Genomic DNA, 22,312 nt, shown 5'->3' on the forward strand with positions numbered 1-22,312 from the left:
TCAGGTTACGTCCAACGATCAAGTTTCCAGGGGTGCACCTCTGATTACTGCTCACATGCGCCTAGACTTGGCGGCGCGCGAGGGATCAGCGGACGGCGGACCCGGGCCGACGGACGGCACGCGCAGGCGGAGGTGCGCGATGGACGAGGTACTGGCCCGTAGTGGGATCTTCCAGGGCGTCGACCCGGAGGCTGCCGAGGCGCTCGCCAAGGAGATGGAGACGATCGAGGTCCGCAAGGGCGAGGTCGTCTTCAACGAGGGCGAGCCCGGCGACAGCCTGTACATTCTCCTGTCCGGCAAGATCAAGGTGGGTCGCCGCGCGGCGGACGGCCGACAGAACCTGATCGCCGTGATGGGCCCCTCGGACATGGTCGGTGAGCTGTCGCTCTTCGACCCCGGGCCGCGTACGGCGACCGCCACCGCGGTGACCGACACCCGGCTGGTCCGACTCCGTAAGCAGGCCCTGCGCCCCTGGCTGAACAACCGGCCGGAGATCGCCGAACAGTTGCTCCGGGTGCTGGCCCGCAGGCTGCGCCGGACCAACGACTCGCTTGCCGACCTGATCTTCACCGACGTGCCGGGCCGGGTCGCGAAGAACCTGCTCCAGATGGCCGGCCGGTTCGGCACCCGCGACGGCGGGGTGCTGCGGGTCACCCACGACCTGACCCAGGAGGAGATCGCCCAGCTCGTCGGCGCCTCCCGGGAGACCGTCAACAAGGCGCTCGCTGACTTCGCCTCGCGGGGCTGGCTGCGGCTGGACGGCAAGAGCATCATCATCCTGGACCCCGAGCGGCTGGCCCGCCGCGCCCGGGTCTGACCCCCGCCTCCTCCTGACGGCGCGCGCGGCACCGCCACGCGCGCCGTCGCCGCACACCACGCCATCACCGCGCACCGCGCCGTCGCCGCACGTCGCGCCGTCGCCGCGCACCGCGCCGTCGCCGCGCAGCGCGCCATCACCGCGCAGCGCGCCATCACCGCACGTCGCGCCATCACCGCGCAGCGCGCCGTCGCCGCGCACCGCGCCGGTGGCACTCGATCGTGGCAAGAGTGCTGTCCAGGCCGGCGGTGGCCACCGTTTCCCGGAAACTGCCTGACCCGAGCCTGGATACGGCGGACCCACGGGTACGGGTGAGGCTCGGTGTGCCGAAAAAGTCAGGCTTGACTGTTTGTTTCGGGGGCGACACGCTGTTCCGGTGCCCACCGCATCGAGCCGCGTACCGCAGCAGGAGCGCAGCCGTGCCACCCGGGCGCGGCTGCTGGCGGCGACCGTCGAATGCCTGGTGGAGCAGGGCTGGTCCGGTACCACCACCACCGGAGTCGCCGCCCGCGCCGGTGTCTCGCGCGGTGCGCAACTGCACCACTACCCCACCAGGGCTGCCCTGGTCACCGCCGCCGTGGCCCATCTCGCCGAGCGCCGGGCGGACGAGTTGCGCACCGAGGCGCAGGCCCTACCCGCCGGCACGCAGCGGCTCGACCGGGTGGTCGACCTGCTCGGTGCGGCCTTCACCGGGCCACTCTTCGTCGCCGCGCTCGAACTGTGGGTGGCCGCCCGCACCGACCCGGAGCTACGCGCCGCCCTGGTGCCGCTGGAGAACCAGGTAGGTCGGGAGATGCACCGGCTCACCGTCGAACTGCTCGGCGTCGACGAGCGTCGGCCCGGCGTCCGCGAGGCCGTCCAGGCGACCCTCGACCTGCTCCGTGGGCTGGGCGTGGCCAACCTGCTCAACGACGACTCGGCCCGCCGTACAGCCCTCCTGCACACCTGGAAACGCCAGCTCGCCACCCTGCTCACTCCCGGACGCCCCGCAGGGACCATGCCCGCGGGGACCGTGCCCGCAGGGACCATGGTCGACCCGACCGACGCCGAGCACGGCGAGGTGGCGTCGTGAGCGAGCCACGCGAGCGAACCGTCGACGCCGTGGGCGGCCCGCTGGCGACCGGGCCGCTGCGGGTCGGCAACGCCTCCGGGTTCTACGGCGACCGCTTCACCGCCTGGCGGGAGATGCTCGACGGTGGCGAACTGGACGTGTTGACCGGTGACTACCTGGCCGAGCTGACCATGGTCATCCTCGGCCGAGACCGGGCGCGCGACGCCGGCCTGGGTTACGCCCGGACGTTCCTGCGCCAACTGGAGGACACCCTCGGCACCGCGCTGGAGCGCGGGGTACGCATCGTGACCAACGCCGGTGGGCTGAACCCGGCCGGTCTGGCCGCCGCGATCGGCGCGCTCGCCGACCGGCTCGGCCTCACCGTCCGGGTCGGTCACGTCGAAGGTGACGCCCTCGACCGGCCGGACGCCCTCACCGCCAATGCGTACCTCGGCGCGTTCGGCATCGCCGCCTGCCTGGATGCCGGGGCGGACGTGGTGGTCACCGGCCGGGTCACCGACGCCTCGCTGGCCGTCGGGCCGGCCGTCGCCCGGTTCGGCTGGGGGCGCGACGATCTCGACGCGCTGGCCGGGGCGACCGTCGCCGGACACCTGATCGAGTGTGGCGCGCAGGTCACCGGCGGCAACTTCAGCTTCTTCACCGAGCTGCCCGACGGCGGCCACCGGCCCGGCTTCCCGATCGCCGAGATCCACCCGGACGGCTCCGCGGTGCTCACCAAGCATCCCGGCACCGGCGGCGCGGTCACCGTGGAGACGGTCACCGCCCAACTGTTGTACGAGGTGGACGGGCTGGCGTACCTGGGGCCAGACGTGGTGACCTGGCTGGACACGGTACGCCTGCGACCGGACGGGCCGGACCGGGTACGGGTCCACGGGACCCGGGGCACGCCGCCGCCGGAGACCCTCAAGGTGGGCGTCAACCGGCTGGGCGGCTTCCGCAACTCGATGACCTTCGTGCTCTGCGGCCTCGACATCCCCGCCAAGGCAGCGCTGGTACGCGGACAGGTCGAGGCGGCCGTCGGCCCGGCGGGGCTGGAGTTCACGCTGGCCCGTACCGACCATCCGGACGCGACCGAGACCGAGGCGGCGAGCGCGCTGCTGCACGTACACTTGCGTGACGGTGACCGGGCGCGGGCCGGGCGGGCCTTCTCGGCGGCGGCGGTGGAGCTGGCGCTGGCCTCCTACCCGGGCTGCACGCTTACCGGCCTGCCGGGCGACGCCACCCCGTACGGCGTCTTCACCGCCGGGACCGTGCCGCAGGGCGAGGTGCCGCACGTCGCGGTCCTGCCGGACGGCACCCGGCAGCCGATCGCCCCGCCACCGGTGACCCGTTTGCAAGGGCCCCCTGTACAACAGAATGCGTTAACAAGGGGCCCTTCCTTGCGCTCTGGGCGGCGGGGGGCGTTGGGGGAGGTGGTGGGGGCACGCTCGGGCGACAAGGGCGGTGACGCCAACCTCGGGGTGTGGGCGCGCACCGACGCGACCTGGGGTTGGCTGCGCGACTGGCTGACCGTGCGGCGGCTGGCCGAGTTGCTGCCGGAGACCGCGCCGTTGACCGTCGAGCGGTACGAGCTGCCCCACCTGCGCGCGGTCAACTTCGTGATCCGGGGGCTGCTCGGGCCGGGGGTGGCCGCCTCCACGAGGTTCGATCCGCAGGCCAAGGCGTTGGGCGAGCTGCTGCGGGGGCGCATCGTCGACCTGCCCACCGACGACGGGCCGGGGGTCGGGACCATCGCGGCGGGCGGTGACCGGTGACCGTACTGGAGAGCAGTCTCGACCCGTCCGCCCCGGCCCAGCGGGCCAACCGGGCGGCGTTGCGGGAGCGCCTCGCCGAGTTGACGGCCGCCCTCGACCGGGCCCGGGCCGGTGGTGGCGAGAAGTACGTGGCCCGGCACCACGCCCGCGGTCGGCTGCTCCCCCGGGAGCGCATCGAGCTGCTGGTCGACCAGGACAGCCCGTTCCTGGAGTTGTCGCCGGTCGCCGGGTACGGCACCGACTTCCCGGTCGGGGCCGGCGTGGTCACCGGCATCGGGGTGGTCGAGGGGGTGGAGTGCCTGGTCGTGGCCAACGACCCGACGGTGCGGGGCGGTGCGGTGAACCCGTGGTCGCTGGCGAAGACCCGCCGGGCCGGCGAGATCGCCCTGGCCAACCGGTTGCCGATGGTCAACCTGGTCGAGTCGGCCGGGGCGGACCTGCCCACCCAGGCGGAGATCTTCATTCCCGGCGGCCGGGTGTTCCGGGACCTGACCCGGCTCTCCGCAGCGAAGATCCCCACGGTCAGCGTGGTGTTCGGCAACGCCACGGCCGGTGGTGCCTACATCCCCGGCATGTCGGACTTCACGATCATGATCCGGGACCGGTCCCAGGTCTACCTGGCCGGCCCGCCGTTGGTGCGGATGGCTACCGGCGAGGTCACCGACGACGAGTCGCTCGGCGGCGCGGTCATGCACGCCACCACCTCCGGCCTCGCCGATTTCCTCGCCGCCGACGAACGTGACGGCATCCGGCTGGCCCGGCGGTGCGTCCGCCGGCTCAACCGGCACAAACCGGGTCCGCCGCCGCGCACCGGTTCGGCCACACCTCCCAGGTACGACCCGGAGGAGCTGCTCGATCTGGTCAGCGCCGACCTGAAGGTGCCGTTCGACCCGCGTGAGGTGCTGGCCCGGCTGCTGGACGGCAGCGAGTTCGACGAGTTCAAGCCGGCCTACGGCACCGCCCTGGTCACCGGCTGGGGCGAGCTGCACGGGTACCCGGTAGGCGTACTGGCAAATGCCCGGGGGGTGCTGTTCGGCGCGGAGGCGCAGAAGGCCACCCAGTTCATCCAGCTCGCCAACGCCGCCGACACCCCGCTGCTCTTCCTGCAGAACACCACCGGCTTCATGGTGGGCAGCGCCTACGAGCAGGCCGGCATCATCAAGCACGGGGCTCTGATGATCAACGCGGTGGCGAACTCGACGGTGCCGCACCTGACGGTGAACCTCGGCGCCTCGTACGGTGCAGGCAACTACGGCATGTGCGGCCGGGCGTTCGAGCCCCGGTTCCTGTTCACCTGGCCGAACGCCAGGTCGGCGGTGATGGGGCCGGCGCAGTTGGCCGGGGTGCTCTCCATCGTGGCCCGGCAGGCCGCCGCCGCCCGGGGCCGGGACTTCGACGCCGAGGCCGACGCCACGATGCGGGCCACTGTGGAGCGGCAGATCGAGTCGGAGTCCGGGGCGCTCTTCCTCTCCGGCCGGCTCTACGACGACGGGGTGATCGACCCCCGGGACACCCGTACCGTGCTGGGGTTCTGCCTGTCGGCCGTGCACAACGCGCCGGTGCGGGGCAGCACCGGCTTCGGCGTCTTCCGCCCGTAGCACCGCCAGCCGAGGGAGGACCGTACCCGTGATCCGGACGTTGCTGGTGGCCAACCGGGGGGAGATCGCCCGCCGGGTCGTCGCCACCTGCCGGCGCCTGGGTGTCGCCACGGTCGCCGTGCACTCCGACGCCGACGCCGACACGCCGTTGGTCGCCGAGGCCGACCAGGCGGTACGACTGCCGGGGCGCACGCCCGCCGAGACGTACCTGCGGGTGGATGCGCTGCTGGACGCGGCCCGGCGCAGCGGCGCGGATGCCGTACACCCGGGGTACGGCTTCCTCGCCGAGAACGCCGACTTCGCGACGGCGGTGACCGACGCCGGGCTGACCTGGGTCGGCCCACCGGCCCGGGTGATCGCCGCGATGGGTGACAAGCTGGCGGCGAAGGCGTTGCTCGCCCCTGCGGGCGTACCGATGCTGCCGACCTGGACCGACCCCGACCTGATCACGGAGTACCCGGTGCTGGTCAAGGCGTCCGCGGGCGGTGGCGGCCGGGGCATGCGAATCGTCCGCGACGCCGCCGGGTTGGCCGGGGCGGTGGCCTCCGCCGGGCGCGAGGCGGCCGCCGGGTTCGGCGACGGCACGGTCTTCGTCGAGCGGTACGTCGAGGGTGGCCGCCACGTCGAGGTGCAGATCTTCGGCGACACCCACGGCACGGTAGTGGCGCTCGGGGAGCGGGACTGTTCGATCCAGCGCCGGCACCAGAAGCTGGTCGAGGAGGCCCCGGCCGGGCTCGCGCCGGAGCTGCGGCGACGACTGCACGAGGCGGCGGTGGCGGCCGGCCGGGCGGTCGACTACGTCGGGGCGGGGACGGTGGAGTTCCTGCTCGCCCCGGACGGGGCGTTCTTCTTCCTGGAGATGAACACCCGGTTGCAGGTGGAGCACCCGGTCACCGAGGCGGTCACCGGGCTGGACCTGGTCCGGCTGCAACTGCTGGTCGCCGAGGGTGCGCCGCTGCCGCTGACGGCCACCCCGCCGACCACCGGCCACGCCGTCGAGGTACGCCTCTGCGCCGAGGAGCCGGCGCGGGGCTTCCGGCCGGCCACCGGCACCCTGCACCGGTTCGCGGTGCCCGGCGTCACGGACACGTTCACCCCGGCCCGGGGGCTGCGCCTGGACTCCGGGGTGACCGACGGTTCGGTGGTGGGGGTGCACTACGACTCGATGCTGGCCAAGCTGGTCGCCTGGGGTGAGACCCGCACCGAGGCGGTCCGGGCGCTGGCCGGCGCGCTGGCCCGGGCCGAGGTGCACGGGGTGGCCACCAACCGGGACCTGCTGGTCCGGGTGCTGCGCAGCCCCGAGTTCGGCGCCGCCGAGGTGGACACCGGGTTCCTGGACCGGCACGACGCGGTCTTCGCCCCGCTGCTGCCGGCCGACGAGCTGCCCCTGGTCGCCCTGGCCGGCGCGCTCGCCCTGGCGGCGGACCGCCGGGCCAACGCCCCGGTGCTCGCCGGGCTGCCCTCGGGCTGGCGCAACGTGCCGGCGTTCCCGCAGGTCACCCGGTTCGCCGGGGCGGACGGCGGTGAACTTGCCGTCCGGTACCGGCTGGACCGCACCGGCGCGTTGGCGGACTGGTCCACCGATCCGGGGACCGACCGGCAGGTGACGCTGGTCGGGGCGGCCCCGGACCGGGTGGTGCTCGACGTCGACGGGGTGCGGCGGGCGTACCGCGTACACCGGGTGGGGTCCGAGGTCTTCGTGGACGGTCCGGACGGGGCGGCGAGCCTGACCGAGCTGCCGCGTCTCCCGCCGCCCACCGTGGCGCTGGCGGCCGGTTCGCTGCTCGCCCCGCTGCCCGGCACGGTGACCCGGACGCACGTCGGGGTCGGCCAGCGGGTGACCGCCGGTGACCTGCTGCTGACCCTGGAGGCGATGAAGCTGGAGCACCCGGTCGTCGCCCCGGCCGACGGGCTGGTCAGCGAGCTACCGGTGCCGACCGGCGGCCAGGTCGACACCGGCACCGTCCTGGCCGTCCTCACCCCCGAGTGACCTGGAGGACCCGATGGACTTCGACCTCACCGACGAACAGGCCCAGCTCCGCGACGCGGTGCGGGCGCTTGGCCGACGGTACGGCCACGGCTACTTCGTGGCGAAGGCCAAGGCCGGCGAGCACACCACCGAGCTGTGGAGCGAGGCCGGCCGGCTCGGCTACCTCGGGGTCAACATCCCCACCGGGTACGGCGGTGGCGGCGGCGGCATCACCGAGCTGGCCATCGTCTGCGAGGAGCTGGCCGCGGCCGGCTGCCCGTTGCTGCTGCTGGTGGTCTCCCCGGCCATCGCCGGCACGGTGATCGCCAGGCACGGTACCGAGGAACAGCGGAGTCGTTTCCTGCCCGGCCTCGCCGACGGCTCGACGAAGGTGGCCTTCGCGATCACCGAACCGGAGGCCGGGTCGAACTTCCACCAGCTCGGCACGGTGGCCCGCCGCGACGGCGACGACTGGCTGATCTCCGGCCGCAAGTGCTACATCTCCGGCGTCGACGAGGCCGACCACGTCCTGGTGGTAGCCCGGGTGCCCGCCGACCCCGACGGCACCGTCTCCCCTGGCGCCGGCGGCGCGACGGCGAGCGGTTCCCCCGACGACGGTGGCGCGACGGCGGGCGGCTCCCCCGACGACGGTGGCGCGACGGCGGGCGGCTCCCCCGACGACGGTGGCGCGACGGCGGGCGGGAAGGGCGGGAAGGGCGCGACGGCGGGCGGGAAGGGCGCGACGGCGGGCGGCTCGCCGCGGCTCAGGCCGGCGCTGTTCGTGGTGCCGACCGACGCGCCCGGACTGACCCGGTCGCGCCTGGAGATGGAGATCGTCTCACCGGAGAACCAGTTCCTGCTCTATCTCGACGAGGTACGGGTCCCGGCCGACGCGCTGGTCGGCGGGTCGGTGGACGCCGGGTTGCCGGCGCTCTTCGCCGGGCTCAACCCGGAGCGGATCACGGTGGCCGCGATGGGTGTCGGCACGGGCCGGTACGCCCTGGAACGGGCCTCGGAGTACACCGCCACCCGCCGGGTGTGGCGCGGCCGGAGCATCGGGTCGCACCAGGGGGTGGCCCATCCGTTGGCCCACGCGGCGGTGCAGGTCGAGTTGGCCCGGCTGATGATCTACAAGGCGGCCACCCGTTACGACGCCGGCCGGGACCTGGAGGCGGGGATCGCCGGCAACCTGGCCAAGTACGCCGCCGGGGAGGCCGCCGCACTCGCCGTGGACACCGCCGTCCAGGCGCTCGGCGGGGCCGGCATGACCACCGAGTACGGGGTGGCGACCCTGCTCGGGGCGGTCCGGGCCGGCCGGATCGCCCCGGTCAGCCGGGAGATGATCCTCAACTTCGTCGCCCAGCACGTGCTGGGCCAGGAGAAGTCCTACTGACCGTTGGTCACCTCGCCACGGTGAGGATCTCGGCGCCGTCGTCGGTGATGGCGATGGTGTGCTCGCTGTGCGCCGTCCGGCAGCCGGTCGCGCTGCGCAGGGTCCAGCCGTCGGCGTCGGTGACCAGCTCGGCGGTGTCCGCCATGATCCACGGCTCCAGGGCCAGCAGCAGCCCGGGGCGGAGCCGGTAACCGCGACCGGGCCGTCCGGTGTTGGCCACGTGCGGGCCCTGGTGCATCGTCGAACCGACCCCGTGCCCACCGAACTCGGTGTTGATCCGGTAGCCCGCCGCGCTGAGCACCGAGCCGATTGCGTGGGAGAGGTCGCCGATCCGCGCACCGGGGCCGGCCGCGGCGATCCCCGCCCGCAACGCGCGCTCGGTCGCGTCGATCATCGCCAGGCTCTCCGCGGGCCGGGTATCGCCGACGACGAAGCTGATGGCCGAGTCGGCGACGACTCCACCCAGGGAGACCGCGAGGTCGAGCGAGAGCAGATCGCCGTCGGCGAGTTGGTAGTCGTGCGGCAGACCGTGCAGCACAGCGTCGTTTACCGAGGTGCAGATGTAGTGGCCGAACGGTCCACGACCGAAGGACGGTTCGTAGTCGACGTAGCAGGACTGCGCCCCCGCCTCGACGATCATCTGTTCGGCCCAGCGGTCGATGTCCAGCAGGTTCGTGCCGACCGTGCTGCGGTCCTTCAGGGTCTGCAGCACGTCGGCGACCAGGGCACCGGTCTCCCTGCCCTGCCGCAGCTCGGTGGGGCCCAGAATCTCGATCATGCAGCGCCTTCCCTCAACTGCCAATAAGAATCCCGGCCATACTATCCCGGTACTAGAATCGGAGTCATGGTCAGGTTGCCGCTCACTCCCGAGGAGGTCGAGCGCGGGCAGCGCCTCGGCGCTCTGCTGCGTCGCGCCCGGGGAGACCGGTCGATGCTGCGCACCGCGCTCGCCGCCGGCATCTCACCGGAGACCCTTCGCAAGATCGAGTCCGGCCGGGTGGCCACCCCGGCCTTCTCCACCATCGCCGTGATCGCCGGCGTCCTCGACCTCTCCCTCGACACGGTCTGGACGGAGATCAGCCAGCCGGCCGAAGACCTCACCGGACCGATCCACCCCGCCGACGAACGCCTGGCCTCCTGACCCACCCCTGTCCCGCCGCCCCGCCTGCCCCGCCGCCCCGGCCCCGCCCCGGCCCAGCTGCCCCGCCGCCCCGGCCTGCCCCGGCCCAGCCCAGTTGCCCCGCCGCCCGGCGTGCTCCGGCCCTGGGGTGAGGTGTGAGCGGGGAACCCTTCTCTACCAAATGCGTTAATAGGGGGCCCTTCCTTTCACCCGGTGGTGCGGCAGGCGGCGTCGATGCGGTGCACCGGACGCACCCGCCGGCCCAGCCCCTCCAGCAACGAGTCCTCGATGTGGAAGTCGTGGATCCGCAACCGGTGCCGGGGCAGCTCCTCCTCGGCGGGGCAGAGCACCTGAGCCCGTACCTGGTCGACCGGGACGTACCGCACGCCGCCGCGCTCCTGCAGGATCACCATGCTGACGTCGTCGACGCTGACGACGTGCCCCCGGAGGTCCTCGGTCGCCTGCGGACCGGCCACCGTGGTCACCGTCAGCGGCAGCACCGGCGTGCTGATCACCGGCAACGCCGCCCAGACGATCACCGCCGCCACGGCGAGCTCGGTGAGCGTGCTCAGCGGCCGGATCACCCGGGCCGGCAGTGGCCCGGCGATGGCCAGGGCCAGCACCGGCGGCGCGACCAACAGCACGACCACCAGCAGCTCCCGCTGCGCCACCGCGTCGGTCAGGGTGGCCCAGAAGAACCAGAGGTACCCGCCGAGCAGCCCGACGACGATCAGCACCCGGGGGCCGAGCCGGTCGTGCAGCCGGGCCGGGCCGAGTTGGAACGCGGCGGCGAACGCGGGCAGCAGCAGCGGCAGGTAGAGCAGCTTCCAGGTGATCAGGGCGAGCAGGAAGCTGGCCACCACGAACCAGTCGGGAGTGATCTCGGTCCAGCGGGCGAAGAGCGGCCGGCGGAACGTCGCCGGCATCCGGTCGGCGCTGACCGCCAGCACCGCGCCGAGGGCGAAGACCGCGACCAGCGCGGTGGAGAGCAGCCGGGCCGCCGTGGTGAGGAACCCGGCGACCAGGTTGACCGGGCCCACGTTGGCCACCAGCAGCAGAGTGGTCTGCAGCTCACCGCCGGCCTCGACGCCGAGCCGGAGCACCGAGAAGACCGCCGGCACCCCCACCACCGCCGTCCAGAACGACTGGCTGGCCCGGGCCCGACGCTCCGGGTCGGCCCGTACCGCCCGTCCCCGGACCGACCCGGCCTCCGTTGTCGGGTCGGTGGATCCCCTCACCGCTGGGGGGCCCGGTCGTCGAAGTCCACCAGCTCGGGTACGTCGAGCGGCTGCGGCTGGGTCCGTGGCACCCCCAGCCAGCCACCCAGGGTGCGGTTGTACGCGCTCTGCCACGGGCTGTTGCCCGTCTCGCGCCCCTGTCGGTAGCTCTTCTGCAGGAAGAAGGCGACCAGGTCACGCAGCGCCGGGTCGCCGATCGGCACGCCGACCCCGATCAGCTCGCTGGTCCCGAAGGGCATGTTGACGATCTCGAAGTCGTCCGGGTAGAGGTAACGGAATCCGGCCAGCATGGTCTCGTCGGAGGCGGCGGCGTCGTACCTGCCCTCCAGCATGCCCTTGACGCAGTCCTCGACCTCCTGGACCACCCTGACCGGCACGTCGTGCTGACGCAGCTCGGTCTCCGTGGTGGACCCGCCGCTGGCGCAGACCTTGTACGCCGGATCGGCGAGGTCCTCCAACGTACGGATCTTGTCCTTGAGCGCGACCGGCACCAGCACCTCCGGGGTGGTGACCAGGTACGGCCCGGCGAAGCTGACCAGTTTCTCGCGTTCCTCGGTCATCGAGAAACTGGTGACCACGAGATCGACCGTGCCGGCCTGCAGTGCCTCGACCCGCTGCTCGGTGGTCAGCGTCACGAAGTCGATCCGCTGGTCCCCCTCGTAGCCGAGTGAGGTCGCGATGTACCGGGCGATCTCGATGTCGAACCCGGAGAAGGTGCCGTCGGCGTTGCGTTGGCTCATCAGCGGGGAGGTCGCGGAGACGCCGATCCGCAGCTTCGGCTGGCCGTAGATGTGGGACTCGCGGATCTTGTCCCGGACCGAGGGCAGCTTCGGCTCCTGCTGGTTGTCACAGCCGGCGGCAGCGGCGAGCGCGAGGGTCAGGGCCACCGCGACGGTGGTGGCGACGGAGCGCAGCCGGGACCGGGAGAGGGTCAGTTTCAACGGCGACCTCACAGGGTCGAGTATCCTGCGGAGCACCGAGAGTAGCCGGTGTCGTCCAGCCTCGACCACGGTTGACAACCGCCCCGCGCGGTACATGCTTGTCGGGTGAGGAGATTACCCCCGTTCGATGCTCGCGCGGTGGCCGTCCTCGCGTCGCTGGCGACGCTGTCCATCCTGGTGGTGCTGCTGCTGTGGCGGCGCGACGACGTCCTGACGGTGGCTCTGGCACTGCTCGGTGTGCTCTGTGGAGTGGTCACGGTGGTGGCGGTGAACGCCGCCCGGTACGGACGTCAGCCGCGCGAGACCGCCGCGCCGCAGCCGTACGTGCCCACGCCGCTCGGCGTCGACGCGGACACCCTGGACACCTTGGACAGCCGGGACGCCATGCACGCGGTGAACGTCCGCCGTCGCCGCGCGAGCGGCCTCAACGACCGGTGAGGGCCGGTCGACAGCGGCCGGTGGCCGCCGGTCGACAGCGGAGGCTCGGACGGTCTCAGCGACCGGTGAGCGTCGGGGTGGCGAGCGCGTCCACGCCCCGCCCGGCCAGGCAGCGGTAGGTCTGGTCGCCGTCCGGGTCGCCGGGTGGCAGTACCTCCAGGTTCCACCCGCTGGGGTCGCTGAGCCCGCTGGTCAGCCGGAACGTCTGCGGGTGGCAGACCTCCCGCACGGTCGCGTCGGCCCGGACCGCCTCGTATCCCGCGCCGACCAGGTCGCCGGGGAGCTCGCCCTCGGCGTAGCTCTCCCAGGTGTGCCGCCCGTCGCAGGTGACCCGGACCGCCTCCACCCGGCTGTCGCGTACCCGCAGCGGCCCGAAGCACTCCAGCTCCGGCGCGCAGCGGGCCCCGGCGGGCAGCGCCTGGGTGCCGCCGGTGCCGGGCAGGCAGCCCGGCAGGGCCCCCCAGCGGCCCGCCGGTAACACCGCCCGACTGGTCGCCGTGGTCGTCGGCGACCCGACCGGGGCGCCCCCGGCGACCCAGGCACCGGCGGTGGCCGACCCGGCGAGCGCGAGCATCCCGGCACCGCCGAGGAACCAGCGTCGGCGTCGCCGGACCGACGCCGGCACGGTGGGGTGCGGGTCCTGCTCGGCGGCCGGACGCGGCGCGGGGCGGGTCTCGGCGCGTTGACCGGACCCGGCACCGCCGGACGGGCCGGAGCCGTCGCGGGGGCCCGGCCACTGGGCGTGGGCCGCCGCGCCGCCGGAGTACGGGCCGTACGACAGGCCGCCCCCGGGCAGGCCACCGGAGGTGCCGGGGGCCAGCGGCAGCCCCATCAGCAGTCCCCGCAGCTCGACCGCGGAGGGCCGGGCACCGGGGTCGTTGTCCATCCCGGCGCGCAGCACGTCGAGGAACTCGGCCGGCACCCCGGGCAGGTCGGGGATCGGCTGGTGGAACATCTCCAGCACGGTGACCAGGCTCGGGTTGCGCTCGCTGCGCCAGCGGGGCGGGCGGCCGTACATCACCGCGTAGAGGGTCGCGCAGAGCGCGTAGACGTCGACGGCGGGCGACGGCGGGCTGTGGTTGAACATCTCCGGTGGCGCGTACGCCGGGGTGAGCACCTCCAGGGCGACCGAGGCGTCCCGCATCTCGGCCACCACGGCCAGCCCGAAGTCGGCAAGCACCGCCGAGTTGAACTGCGAGTGGAGGATGTTGGCCGGCTTGACGTCGCGGTGCAGCACGCCGGCCGCGTGCGAGTGCACGATCGCGTCGGCGATCTTGATGCCGAGGTCGCACGCCTCGGCCGGCCCGAGCGGCGAGTTGCGCATCCGCTCGGCGTACGACCCGTCGCAGAGTTCCATGATCAGGTACGGGTGCTGGTCGACCGTGACGCCGACGTCGAAGAGGTCGACCACGTGCGGGTGGGAGGACATCCGGCCGGCCGCCCGCGCCTCGCGCAGGAAGCGGGCCTGGTCGCGTTCGCTGTCCAGGGTGCGGTTCTCTATCTTGACCGCCACCTCGCGTCCCACCGAGATCTGGACGGCCCGGTAGATGGTCGCGTACCCACCTCGGGCAAACATCTCCAGATCGGTCAGACCGGGCACGATGGGTGCCGGACGGGCACCGGGCGGAGTCTCGGTCACAGCTTCGAAAATACCCAACTCGATTGACGGCTCAGCGGGCCGTGTCGGCGCTGGCAGCCGTGGCGGGCCCGGAGCCGTCGCCACCACCAGCCGAAACAGTCTTCTCGGTGCCAACCGGACCGGCTCCGTCGGCCGACGCGACCGGCGAACCCGCGCGGGCGTCCCACCGCAGACCGAGGAAGGTCGCCAACGCGCCGAGGCCCTCCCAGGCGGCCACCCCGAAGAACCGGTCCGGGGCGATGTCGGCCAGCACCGCCAGGGTGAAGACGCTGAACGTCACCAGCCGGAAGAAGACCGTGAACCGGAAGAAGGCCCGCCACTCGGTGGCGGTGGCCAGCAGGTAGTAGACCCCCATGTTGAACGAGGCCATCGAGGAGGCCATCAGGAACGTGCCGGTGTAGTCACCCGGCGCCCGTTGCTCCGGCACCTCGAAGCCGAGCAACCGCAGTTGCGCCTCCGGCCAGAGCAACCCGACCGCCCCCATGACCAGCGCCAAGACGCCGAAGACCGCGATCGTCCAGCCAGCACCGGAACGCGGCAACCTCATGACACCCCCTCTTCCACCCCACAGTGGACCCCCGCGTGCGTCCCACCGGTGGGACCCCGCTCGCGCCCCACACGCTAGCCGGTCCGCCCGGCGAGCACATCGGCGAATCCGGCACGTCCCACCGCGACCCGTCGGCCCGGGGCGATCAGGGGCGTCCGCTGAGGCGGGCGTGCAGCCGGGTGGCGGCGAGCCGCTCGCTTATCTGTTCGGTCGAGAAGGCCAGCCGTACCGCGTCCTCGGCACTGGCCAGGGCCTCCTCCGGCCGGCCGGCGGCGGCCAACGCCTCGGCGAGCACGCTGGCACCGACCACCTGGCTGCGGACGTCCTCGGCCGGGGCGGCCACCGCCCGTCGGGCCCAGTCCAGCGCCTGTTCCACCTGCCCGTGGGCGAGCAGCGCGGAGGCGTACCGGGCCATCGTGTGGCGGCGGGAGAAGAGCAGGGACGGCGCGTCGGCCGCGGCGGTCGCCACCGGGGCGAGCAATCCGACCGCGGTCGCCGGGTCACCGGCGGCCAGCCGGGCGGTGGCCAGCAGCACCCGGGGCCCCACCTGCGCCGGGGCCTGCGGATTGTGCGGTTCGACGGCGGCCAGCACCGCCCGTGCGGACCGTTCGGCGGCCTCGCAGTCGGCCATGTCCAGGGCGACGAACCCGCGCAGCGTGCCGGCCATCCCGGTCAGCAGCGGATGCGAGGTGCGCTCGGCGTAGGTCGACGCCTCGGCGAGCAGGTCCGCCGCGTGCTCCGGCTCCCCCAGGCCGCGCGCCACCACCGCCCGCACGACCAGCGCGAACCCGCAACCCCAGTCGTCGGAGGCCTCGGCGAACTCCCGGTACGCCCGGCGGGCCCCCCGGTCCGCCTCGCCCAGCTCACCCAGTTCGGCGGCGGCGTACGCCTCGACCGCGCGCAGCGTGCCCACCGCCCAGGCCTCGCCGACCCGCTCGCCGAAGGGCAGGAAGACCCGGGCCAGCCGGCAGGCCTCCCGCAGCCGGCCGGCGAGCAGCCGGGCGAACGCGGTGGTCCCGCGCAGCCAGGCCCGCCCGTACGGGTCGCGCAGCTCGGCGAAGAGCCGGGCGGCCCGGCCGAGCACGGCGTCGGTACCGGCGAAGTCGCCCCGGGTGGTGGTCACCCAGGCCAGGTTCTGCAACGACCAGGCCTGCCCGCGCGGGTCCTGCGCACCCAGGCTGACCTGGTACGCGGCGGCGAGCCGGCTGCTGGCCTCACCCAACCGCCCGGCCACGAAGTCGGCCATGCCGAGCCGCCGCATCGCCGAGGCCCGCAACGTCGGCAACGCGCCGGCCGTGGCCACCTGCATGGCCTCCTGCCAGCAGGCCACCGCCCGCTCCTGGTCGCCGAGGGTCTGGTGGGCCTGCCCGGCCAGCAGCAGGGCACTGACCCGGATGGTGTCGTCACCGGTGTTGGCGGCGATCTTCTCGGCTGAGGCCAGCGCGTCGGGGACCCGCCCTACCTGCAGCAGGGCCCGGGCGTGCACCACCCGGTCGGCGGCGGGTACCGGCTCACGGGTCAACTCGGCGGCCCGCTCGGCGTACTCCACGGCCAGGGCCGGCTCACCGGCGGCCAGTGACCGGCGGGCGGCCCGGCCCAGCGCGGCGATCCCCAGACCGGCGACGGCCCGCGCCGGTGAGTCCGGGCGCAGCCCGACCGCGTCGGCCAGGGCGACCGCCCGCTCGACGTGCGCGGCCACGAAGTCGTCCCGCCCGGCCTCGGCGCCGGTCCCGTCCCGGTTGGCCCCGGTGAACCCGCCGTCGCTCGGGGTCGCGCCCTCCGGCGCCGGGGCGGCCCAGCGGGCCAGCGCGGCGTGCCGCTCGGCCAACTCGGCCTTGCTCACCCCGGCGTAGGCGGCCTCGCGCATCAACGGGGTGGCGAAGGCGTATCCGGTGCGGGTCTTGTGCAGCATCCGGCGTTGCAGCAGTTCCTCGACGGCCCGGTCGAACTCCAGGGCGACCACCGCCGCCGGTCGGCCGTCCCGGCCGGCCCGCTGCCCCCGCAGCGCCTCCAGGGTGCCGCCGGGCACGGTGTCGCCGACCACCGCGGCGTCCCGCAGCACCGAGCGGGCGTCGGCCGGCAGGGCGTCGATCCGGGCGGCCAGCACGGCGGCCAGGTCCCGGGAGAGCAGCCGGCTGCCCAGCGAGCCGGGGGCCAGTCGCCAACCGCCGGCGCCGACCGCGGTCAGCGCGCCCCGCTCCATCAGCAGGGTGACCAGCTCGGCCAGGTAGAACGCGTTGCCCTGGGCGGTGGCGAGCAGCCGGTCGCTGTCGGCCTGGGGCAGCTTTCCGCCGCTGAGGTAGCTGGTGAGCAGCCGGGCCGCGTCGGCGCCGCGCAGCGGGGGCAACGCGTGCACCTCGGCGTCCGCGACCCGGGTCAACGCCCCGGCGGTACGCACCAGCTCGGGCCGCCCGAGCAGCAGCACCAGCACCGGCCCGGAGAGCCGGGACAGGGTGAGGCCCAATGCTCCGATGGTCTCGGCGGTGGCGTCGTGCAGATCGTCGACGATCACCGCCAGGGGTGCCTCCATCGCCAACGCGCTGAGCAGGTCGGCGACGGCGGACGGGGCCGCCTCGGCGTCGGCGGGCGCCCCGCCGGTGCCCCACTCCCCCTGGTCGGTGGGGCTGCCGGTGGGCAGGTCGGCGTAGCCGAGCAGGGCCAGCAGCTGGTCGGCGGCGATCGGGGGCGGCTCGGGGCGCAGCCGGGCCAGGCGTTGACTGAGCCGCCGCAGCCGCTCCTCCACGGCCGGGCGGGTGAGCGCGGTGGCGGTGTCGCTGGGCAACCCGACGGCGGCCCGGACCAGGTCGGCCAGGGGGGCGAGCCGGCGACGTTCACCGAAGGCGGCACAGCGTACGGAGAGCACCCGGGCCCCGGTGTGTGCGGCGTACCGGCCGGCGCCCACGTCGTAGCCGGCGGCGAGGCGTTCCACCTCGGCGGAGAACCGGGACTTGCCGATTCCCGCCTCGGCGGTCATCAGCAGCACCCGGGGTTCGCTGCGGTCGATCACCTCGGCGAGCCGGCCGGCGACCCGCCCGATCTCGGTCTCCCGGCCCACGAAGGGCGCCTCGTCGCCGAGGCCGGAGCGGGTGCCCGGGGCGTCCAGGAGCCCGAGCAGCTCGTACGCCTCGACCGGCTCGCGTTTGCCCTTGAGCCGCAGTGGCCGCAGGGCCCGCCAGGAGGCCACGTGCCGGGTGGCGGCGGAGGTGCGTCCGCCCGCGTAGACCGCCCCGACGGCGGCGGCGTCGGCGAGCCGGGCGGCGGTGTTGACCGTGTCCCCGATGACCGTGTACTCGATGGCGGCCTGGATGCCGGCGATCACGTCGCCGGTGTTCAGCCCGACCCGCAGCCCCAGCGGCGCGCCGCCGCCCCGCTCGTCGTCGAGCACCCGGCGGACCGCCCGCTGCATGGACAGCGCGGCCCGGACCGCCCGTTCGGCGTCGTCCTCGTGCGCCACCGGGGCACCGAAGACCGCCATGATCCCGTCACCGGTGAGCTTGTCGACGTGCCCGCCGAAGGTCTTCACCGCGCCGGCCAGCGCGGCGAGCACCCGGTCGGTGACCGCGCCCACCCGTTCCGGGTCGAGGTCCTCCGACCAGGAGGTGAAGTCGGAGAGGTCGCCGAAGAGCACGGTGACCACCCGGCGCTCGGCCGCCGGCAGCATCGCGGCGGCCGGCAGGGCCGCCCCGCAGTTGTGGCAGAACCGTGCGCCGGGTACCGCGACGGTTCCGCACACCGGGCAGGTCACGGCTGGTCCAACCGCGGCTCCCCGGCGCCGGATTCCCCGGTCGGCACCCCGAGGTGTTCCAGCTGGGCCCGGACCGACCACTCGGCCGCCCACCACAGCGAGCGGTCCACGTCGGCGTAGACCCTTGCGACCACCTCGGCGGCGGTCCGGTCCCCGGCGGCGACCGCCGCCCGCACCTGGTCCAGCCGGGCCCGCCGGTGGGCGAGGTAGTACCGGGCGGCGGCACCGCAGTCGGCCAGCGCCGGGCCGTGTCCGGGCAGGGCGGTCACCCCCTGGTACGCGGTCAGCCGCTCCAGGCTGGCCAGGTAGTCGCCGAGGTTGCCGTCGGGGTGGGCGACCACGGTGGTGCCCCGGCCGAGGATGGTGTCACCGGTCAGCAGCACCTGCTCGTCGCCGTGGCTGACCAGGAAGCAGACCGAGTCGGCGGTGTGCCCCGGCACCGGCAGCGGTTCGATCCGCAGCCCGGCCAGCTCCAGCACCGCACCGTGCGGCGGGCCGAGCGGGGCCGCGGTGATGGTGTGTGCCGGGTCGACGGCCCGGACCTCGACCCCGCCGAGCAGCTCGGCAAGCCGGGCCGAGCCGGCGGTGTGGTCCGGGTGCCCGTGGGTGATCAGCACGGCGGCGATCGGCCCGTGCCCGGCGATCCGGGCCAGGTGCCCCTCGTCGGCCGGGCCGGGGTCGATCACGATCGCCTCGGCCCGGCCGGGGGCCCGCAGCAGCCAGGTGTTGGTGCCGTCGAGGGTCATCGGCCCGGGGTTCGGCGCACGCAGCAGCGTCACCCAACCCGGCAGCTCGTCGGCGAGGGCCGCCGTCGGCGTGGTCACATGACCGGTCATGGCTGCGATCGTACGACCCCGGCGGGCACGGGCCGCGATCTTGGCGGGGCCGGCCGGTGCCGGCGGAGGCGGCGGTGACGCTCGGGCAGGAGGCCGTCGCCCCCCGCACGCTCAGGCGACCTCGAAGAGGACCTCCACCTCGACCGGGGCGTCGAGCGGCAACTCGGCCACGCCGACGGCGCTGCGGGCGTGCCGCCCGGCCTCGCCGAAGACCGTGCCGAACAGGTCGGAGGCGCCGTTGATCACGCCCGGCTGCCCGGTGAAGCCCGGCGCCGAGGCGACGAACCCGGACACCTTGACCACCTTGACCACGTTCTCCAGGCCGACCAGGGCGTCCACCGCGGCCAGCGCGTTGATCGCGCAGCGCTGGGCGAGGTCCTTCGCCTGGTCGGCCGAGACCCCCGCGCCCACCTTGCCGGTGGCCAGCAGCTTGCCGTCGGCGATCGGCAGCTGCCCGGAGACGTGCACGTGCTGGCCGGACTGCACCGCCGGCAGGTAGCTGGCCACCGGGGGCACCACCTCGGGCAGGGTCAGCCCCAGCTCGGCCAGCTTCGCGTGGGGGCCGCCGCTCACGCCTTGGCCCGCTTCAGGTACGCGACGAGCTGATCCGGGTTGGGTCCGGGGATCACGGCGACGAGCTCCCACCCGTCCTCGCCCCAGTTGTCGAGGATCTGCTTGGTCGCGTGGACCAGCAGCGGGACCGTGGAGTACTCCCACTTCTGCATCGCTTCGGGGCTCCCTCTCGTGGCGTCGACTGTCCCCGACAGCCTACGGTCAGCCCGTCGTACGGGGCGGGGGGCGCTGCTCGGGGGCGGTCGGCTCGCCGCACTGCCCGTGGTGGTCGTACGGCTGGGGGCAGCGGGAGCGGTCACCCAGGAGCAGGTCGCAGAAGACCCGTCGCCGGTTGTTCTGGTCGTCGGTGCTGGAGACGGTGGTCTCGCCGGCGTCCAGTTCGGGCAGGAAATCGAGCGACACGGCGACCCGGTTGGCCAGGGCGGTCGCCGCCGCCAGGTTGGTCACCCGGATCGGCAGGTGGATGACGTACCCCGGCTCCTCGTCGTCGCGGCCGTGGTCGTCCAGACGGCTCAGCGTGCGTACCAGTTCGCCGGGGTCGGCGAGGCGTCGGTACGAGCGTTCGTTCAGGGGTGGACCGTTGACCGGCCCCTCAGGTCGGGGGTTGTCCTCCGCGTCGTACATCGCAGTTCCTCCGGGCCTCGTCGTCGTCCATCATTGGCCTGCCGGGCGGACTCTTGGTCGTCGTCCACCGGTGACCTTCACGGGCGCTTCCTGGTCCGCATCGACCCCGCCGTTCGGGCCGAAAGTAGGATCACACCGCACAAGGTTCAACTAGACGCGCAGATTCGACGACCTCAAGTCACATACTTGACAGACGGCGAATCCCGTGCTGACCACGTCACCAGCCAGCCTTTCGTCCGGCGCACATCCGCACGACGGGCCGGCGGCCCGACCATCGGGCCGACGCCCTCCCCGCCGCCGGAGTATCGACGGTTAACCTTCCCTCGGGCGCAGCCCGGCTCGCCCGCCACGCTCGACTCGCGCCCGGCCGCCTCCGCGTGGCCGGACGCCGCATCCCGGGGGACCAGATGACGCAACCACCGTCCGGTGGCTCGACCCCGCAGCACGCCGCCGCCACCGGGGGCCGCCAACCCGCCGCCACCGGTCAGCCGACCCGCGCGGCGCGTTCGCCACGCAGCCGGCGCGGCCTGGTGGTGGTCTCGGTGGTGCTGGTCGCGACCCTGCTGCTCTGCGGGGGCGGCGGCGCCGCCGCGTTCTTCGCCCTGCGCAACGCCGAGAACGGCGAGGGCGCCGAGGAGCCGGCGGTGGCGGTGGAGAGCTTCCTGTCCGCCGTCTACCAGGACCGGGACCCGGCCCAGGCCGCCGAGCTGGTCTGCTCGGACGCTCGCGACGACGAGAAGATCGCCGCGAAGGTCGCCGAGGTGCAGGCGTACGCGGCCAGGTACCGCAACCCCCGCTTCCGGTGGTCGTCGCCGAGCGTGGACAGCCAGAACGGCGAGCGCGCCACGGTCAGCACCAAGCTGACCATGACCACCGCCGACGAGAAGGTCGCCGAGCAGAACCTGCGCTTCACGGTCGTACGCAAGGCGGGTTGGTGGGTCTGCGAGGTGGGCTGACGCCGTCGACTGGATAGGCTCGACGGGTGCGAGTCTCTGAGCGGCCGGCTGACCAGTCCGGTGCGGGCTGGCCGGGCCGCCTGCACGTGGTGACCGGCAAGGGCGGCACCGGCAAGACCAGCGTGGCGGCGGCCCTCGCCCTCGGGCTGGCCGCCGGTGGCCGGCGCACCCTGCTGGTGGAGGTGGAGGGGCGGCAGGGCATCGCCCAGCTCTTCGACACCGAGCCGCTGCCGTACGCCGAACGGCACCTGACCGCGGCACCCGGCGGTGGTGAGGTCCGCGCCCTGGCGGTGGACGCCGAGACGGCGCTGCTGGAATACCTGGACATGTTCTACAAGCTCGGCGGGGCCGGGCGGGCGCTGCGCAAGCTCGGCGCGATCGACTTCGCCACCACCATCGCCCCCGGCCTGCGGGACGTGCTGCTCACCGGCAAGGTGAAGGAGGCCACCACCCGCACCGACGGGCAACGCCCGGCGTACGACGCGGTGGTGTTGGACGCGCCGCCGACCGGACGGATCGGCCGGTTCCTCAACGTCACCGCGGAGACCGCCCGGCTGGCCAAGGTCGGCCCGATCAAGACCCAGAGCGAGGGGGTCGCGGCGCTGCTGCGGTCCACGGTGACCAGGGTGCACGTGGTGACCCTGTTGGAGGAGATGCCGGTCCAGGAGACGGTCGACTCGATCGCCGAGCTGACCGCGCTCGGTTTCCCGGTCGGTCGGGTGATCGTCAACGCCGTCCGGGCTCCGCTGCTCGCCGGGCGGGCGGTCAGCCAGGCCGAGCTGCGCCGGGGACTGCTCGCCGCCGGCCTGCCGGCCGAGAAGGAGGTCGTCGCCAGGCTGCACGACGAGGCACGGGAGCAGGTTGTCCGGCGCGAGCTGGAGGATTCCCTGCGGGCCGAGCTGGGCGAGCTGGGCCGCCCGTTGACCGAGCTGCCGCTGCTGCCCGACGGGGTCGACCGGGCCGGGCTGGAGACGCTCGCGGCGCAGCTCGTCCGGGCGGATTGACTCACACCTGCCGCCGGCACCGGGCGCGGTCGCCCCGAAGCCCGATAC

The 22,312-nt window shown here is 74.0% G+C and carries 18 protein-coding genes and 3 pseudogenes; 11 read left to right on the plus strand and 10 right to left on the minus strand.

What is annotated here, in order from left to right:
* Positions 1–139: 139 nt before the first annotated feature.
* The 7 genes and pseudogenes from GA0070617_RS27880 to GA0070617_RS32255 all read left to right on the plus strand — a co-directional run.
* Positions 140–817: a Crp/Fnr family transcriptional regulator gene (locus tag GA0070617_RS27880; RefSeq protein ID WP_007073398.1), complete on the plus strand. Its 678-nt coding sequence runs from the start codon at positions 140–142 to the stop codon at positions 815–817.
* Between the two features lie 376 nt (positions 818–1,193).
* A pseudogene (locus GA0070617_RS27885) lies at positions 1,194–1,796 on the plus strand (TetR/AcrR family transcriptional regulator); the annotation flags it as partial.
* A gap of 134 nt (positions 1,797–1,930) precedes the next feature.
* Positions 1,931–3,643: an acyclic terpene utilization AtuA family protein gene (locus GA0070617_RS27890; RefSeq protein ID WP_091447616.1), complete on the plus strand. Its 1,713-nt coding sequence runs from the start codon at positions 1,931–1,933 to the stop codon at positions 3,641–3,643.
* Positions 3,640–5,241, plus strand: a complete 1,602-nt coding sequence (locus tag GA0070617_RS27895; protein WP_091445111.1) for an acyl-CoA carboxylase subunit beta — start codon at positions 3,640–3,642, stop codon at positions 5,239–5,241. Before GA0070617_RS27890 ends, GA0070617_RS27895 begins: the two co-directional genes overlap by 4 nt.
* 28 nt (positions 5,242–5,269) lie before the next feature.
* The gene (locus GA0070617_RS27900) at positions 5,270–7,231 is read left to right on the plus strand and encodes an acetyl/propionyl/methylcrotonyl-CoA carboxylase subunit alpha (protein WP_091445113.1); all 1,962 of its coding nucleotides are present in this window, start codon (positions 5,270–5,272) and stop codon (positions 7,229–7,231) included.
* A 13-nt stretch (positions 7,232–7,244) separates the two neighbouring features.
* Positions 7,245–7,757 (plus strand): annotated as a pseudogene (locus GA0070617_RS32250) (acyl-CoA dehydrogenase family protein); the annotation flags it as partial.
* A 216-nt stretch (positions 7,758–7,973) separates the two neighbouring features.
* A pseudogene (locus tag GA0070617_RS32255) lies at positions 7,974–8,603 on the plus strand (acyl-CoA dehydrogenase family protein); the annotation flags it as partial.
* A 7-nt stretch (positions 8,604–8,610) separates the two neighbouring features.
* On the opposite strand, the gene map reads toward GA0070617_RS32255, so the two are convergent.
* Positions 8,611–9,381, minus strand: coding sequence for a type I methionyl aminopeptidase (gene map / locus GA0070617_RS27910; RefSeq protein ID WP_091445163.1), 771 nt, complete (start codon positions 9,379–9,381; stop codon positions 8,611–8,613).
* Positions 9,382–9,447: 66 nt separating this feature from the next.
* Between map and GA0070617_RS27915 the strand changes: the two genes are divergently transcribed.
* Positions 9,448–9,744 carry a helix-turn-helix domain-containing protein gene (locus GA0070617_RS27915; protein WP_091445166.1) on the plus strand — a complete coding sequence of 99 codons (297 nt, stop codon included), beginning with the start codon at positions 9,448–9,450 and terminating at the stop codon, positions 9,742–9,744.
* Between the two features lie 185 nt (positions 9,745–9,929).
* On the opposite strand, the gene GA0070617_RS27920 is transcribed toward GA0070617_RS27915, so the two are convergent.
* Both GA0070617_RS27920 and GA0070617_RS27930 read right to left on the minus strand, forming a co-directional pair.
* A complete protein-coding gene (locus GA0070617_RS27920; protein ID WP_175440691.1) occupies positions 9,930–10,961 on the minus strand; it encodes a hypothetical protein in 1,032 nt (343 codons plus the stop codon).
* Positions 10,958–11,914, minus strand: coding sequence for a transporter substrate-binding domain-containing protein (locus tag GA0070617_RS27930; protein WP_229688676.1), 957 nt, complete (start codon positions 11,912–11,914; stop codon positions 10,958–10,960). Before GA0070617_RS27930 ends, GA0070617_RS27920 begins: the two co-directional genes overlap by 4 nt.
* A 126-nt stretch (positions 11,915–12,040) precedes the next feature.
* Here GA0070617_RS27930 and GA0070617_RS27935 point away from each other — a divergent pair, with 126 nt between their 5' ends.
* Complete coding sequence (locus tag GA0070617_RS27935; protein WP_091445179.1) at positions 12,041–12,340, plus strand: hypothetical protein; 300 nt, start codon at positions 12,041–12,043, stop codon at positions 12,338–12,340.
* A gap of 55 nt (positions 12,341–12,395) precedes the next feature.
* Here the strand turns inward: GA0070617_RS27935 and GA0070617_RS27940 are convergent, their stop codons facing one another.
* From GA0070617_RS27940 to GA0070617_RS27970, 7 genes are all read right to left on the minus strand, one after another.
* Positions 12,396–13,979: a serine/threonine-protein kinase gene (locus GA0070617_RS27940; protein ID WP_091445181.1), complete on the minus strand. Its 1,584-nt coding sequence runs from the start codon at positions 13,977–13,979 to the stop codon at positions 12,396–12,398.
* 31 nt (positions 13,980–14,010) lie between these two features.
* Complete coding sequence (locus GA0070617_RS27945) at positions 14,011–14,526, minus strand: hypothetical protein (protein WP_229688677.1); 516 nt, start codon at positions 14,524–14,526, stop codon at positions 14,011–14,013.
* A 145-nt stretch (positions 14,527–14,671) separates the two neighbouring features.
* Positions 14,672–18,271 carry an adenylate/guanylate cyclase domain-containing protein gene (locus GA0070617_RS27950; protein ID WP_091445182.1) on the minus strand — a complete coding sequence of 1,200 codons (3,600 nt, stop codon included), beginning with the start codon at positions 18,269–18,271 and terminating at the stop codon, positions 14,672–14,674.
* Positions 18,268–19,107: an MBL fold metallo-hydrolase gene (locus GA0070617_RS27955; protein WP_091445184.1), complete on the minus strand. Its 840-nt coding sequence runs from the start codon at positions 19,105–19,107 to the stop codon at positions 18,268–18,270. The genes GA0070617_RS27950 and GA0070617_RS27955 overlap by 4 nt, the downstream gene beginning before the upstream one ends.
* A 111-nt stretch (positions 19,108–19,218) precedes the next feature.
* Entirely contained in the window at positions 19,219–19,680 is a 462-nt protein-coding gene (locus GA0070617_RS27960; protein WP_091445186.1) for a RidA family protein, read from the minus strand.
* Positions 19,677–19,832 carry a Sp36 family protein gene (gene sp36, locus GA0070617_RS27965; RefSeq protein ID WP_091445188.1) on the minus strand — a complete coding sequence of 52 codons (156 nt, stop codon included), beginning with the start codon at positions 19,830–19,832 and terminating at the stop codon, positions 19,677–19,679. The genes GA0070617_RS27960 and sp36 overlap by 4 nt, the downstream gene beginning before the upstream one ends.
* Positions 19,833–19,881: 49 nt before the next feature.
* A complete protein-coding gene (locus GA0070617_RS27970; protein ID WP_091445190.1) occupies positions 19,882–20,304 on the minus strand; it encodes a hypothetical protein in 423 nt (140 codons plus the stop codon).
* A 407-nt stretch (positions 20,305–20,711) separates the two neighbouring features.
* On the opposite strand from GA0070617_RS27970, the gene GA0070617_RS27975 reads away from it, so the two are divergent.
* Both GA0070617_RS27975 and bagA read left to right on the plus strand, forming a co-directional pair.
* A complete protein-coding gene (locus GA0070617_RS27975) occupies positions 20,712–21,260 on the plus strand; it encodes an Rv0361 family membrane protein (protein WP_229688678.1) in 549 nt (182 codons plus the stop codon).
* Positions 21,261–21,286: 26 nt separating this feature from the next.
* Positions 21,287–22,264, plus strand: a complete 978-nt coding sequence (gene bagA, locus GA0070617_RS27980) for an ATPase BagA (protein ID WP_091445191.1) — start codon at positions 21,287–21,289, stop codon at positions 22,262–22,264.
* Positions 22,265–22,312: the final 48 nt, after the last annotated feature.

The organism is Micromonospora yangpuensis (assembly GCF_900091615.1).
Lineage (GTDB): Bacteria > Actinomycetota > Actinomycetes > Mycobacteriales > Micromonosporaceae > Micromonospora > Micromonospora yangpuensis.

Bases quoted from the DNA above. Each gene is read 5' to 3' on its own strand.
- GA0070617_RS27880 (WP_007073398.1), top strand. From the start codon at position 140: ATGGACGAGGTACTGGCCCGTAGTGGGATCTTCCAGGGCGTCGACCCG.
- map (WP_091445163.1), bottom strand. From the start codon at position 9,381: ATGATCGAGATTCTGGGCCCCACCGAGCTGCGGCAGGGCAGGGAGACC.
- GA0070617_RS27915 (WP_091445166.1), top strand. From the start codon at position 9,448: ATGGTCAGGTTGCCGCTCACTCCCGAGGAGGTCGAGCGCGGGCAGCGC.
- GA0070617_RS27945 (WP_229688677.1), bottom strand. From the start codon at position 14,526: ATGAGGTTGCCGCGTTCCGGTGCTGGCTGGACGATCGCGGTCTTCGGC.
- GA0070617_RS27955 (WP_091445184.1), bottom strand. From the start codon at position 19,107: ATGACCGGTCATGTGACCACGCCGACGGCGGCCCTCGCCGACGAGCTG.
- sp36 (WP_091445188.1), bottom strand. From the start codon at position 19,832: ATGCAGAAGTGGGAGTACTCCACGGTCCCGCTGCTGGTCCACGCGACC.
- GA0070617_RS27970 (WP_091445190.1), bottom strand. From the start codon at position 20,304: ATGTACGACGCGGAGGACAACCCCCGACCTGAGGGGCCGGTCAACGGT.
- GA0070617_RS27975 (WP_229688678.1), top strand. From the start codon at position 20,712: ATGACGCAACCACCGTCCGGTGGCTCGACCCCGCAGCACGCCGCCGCC.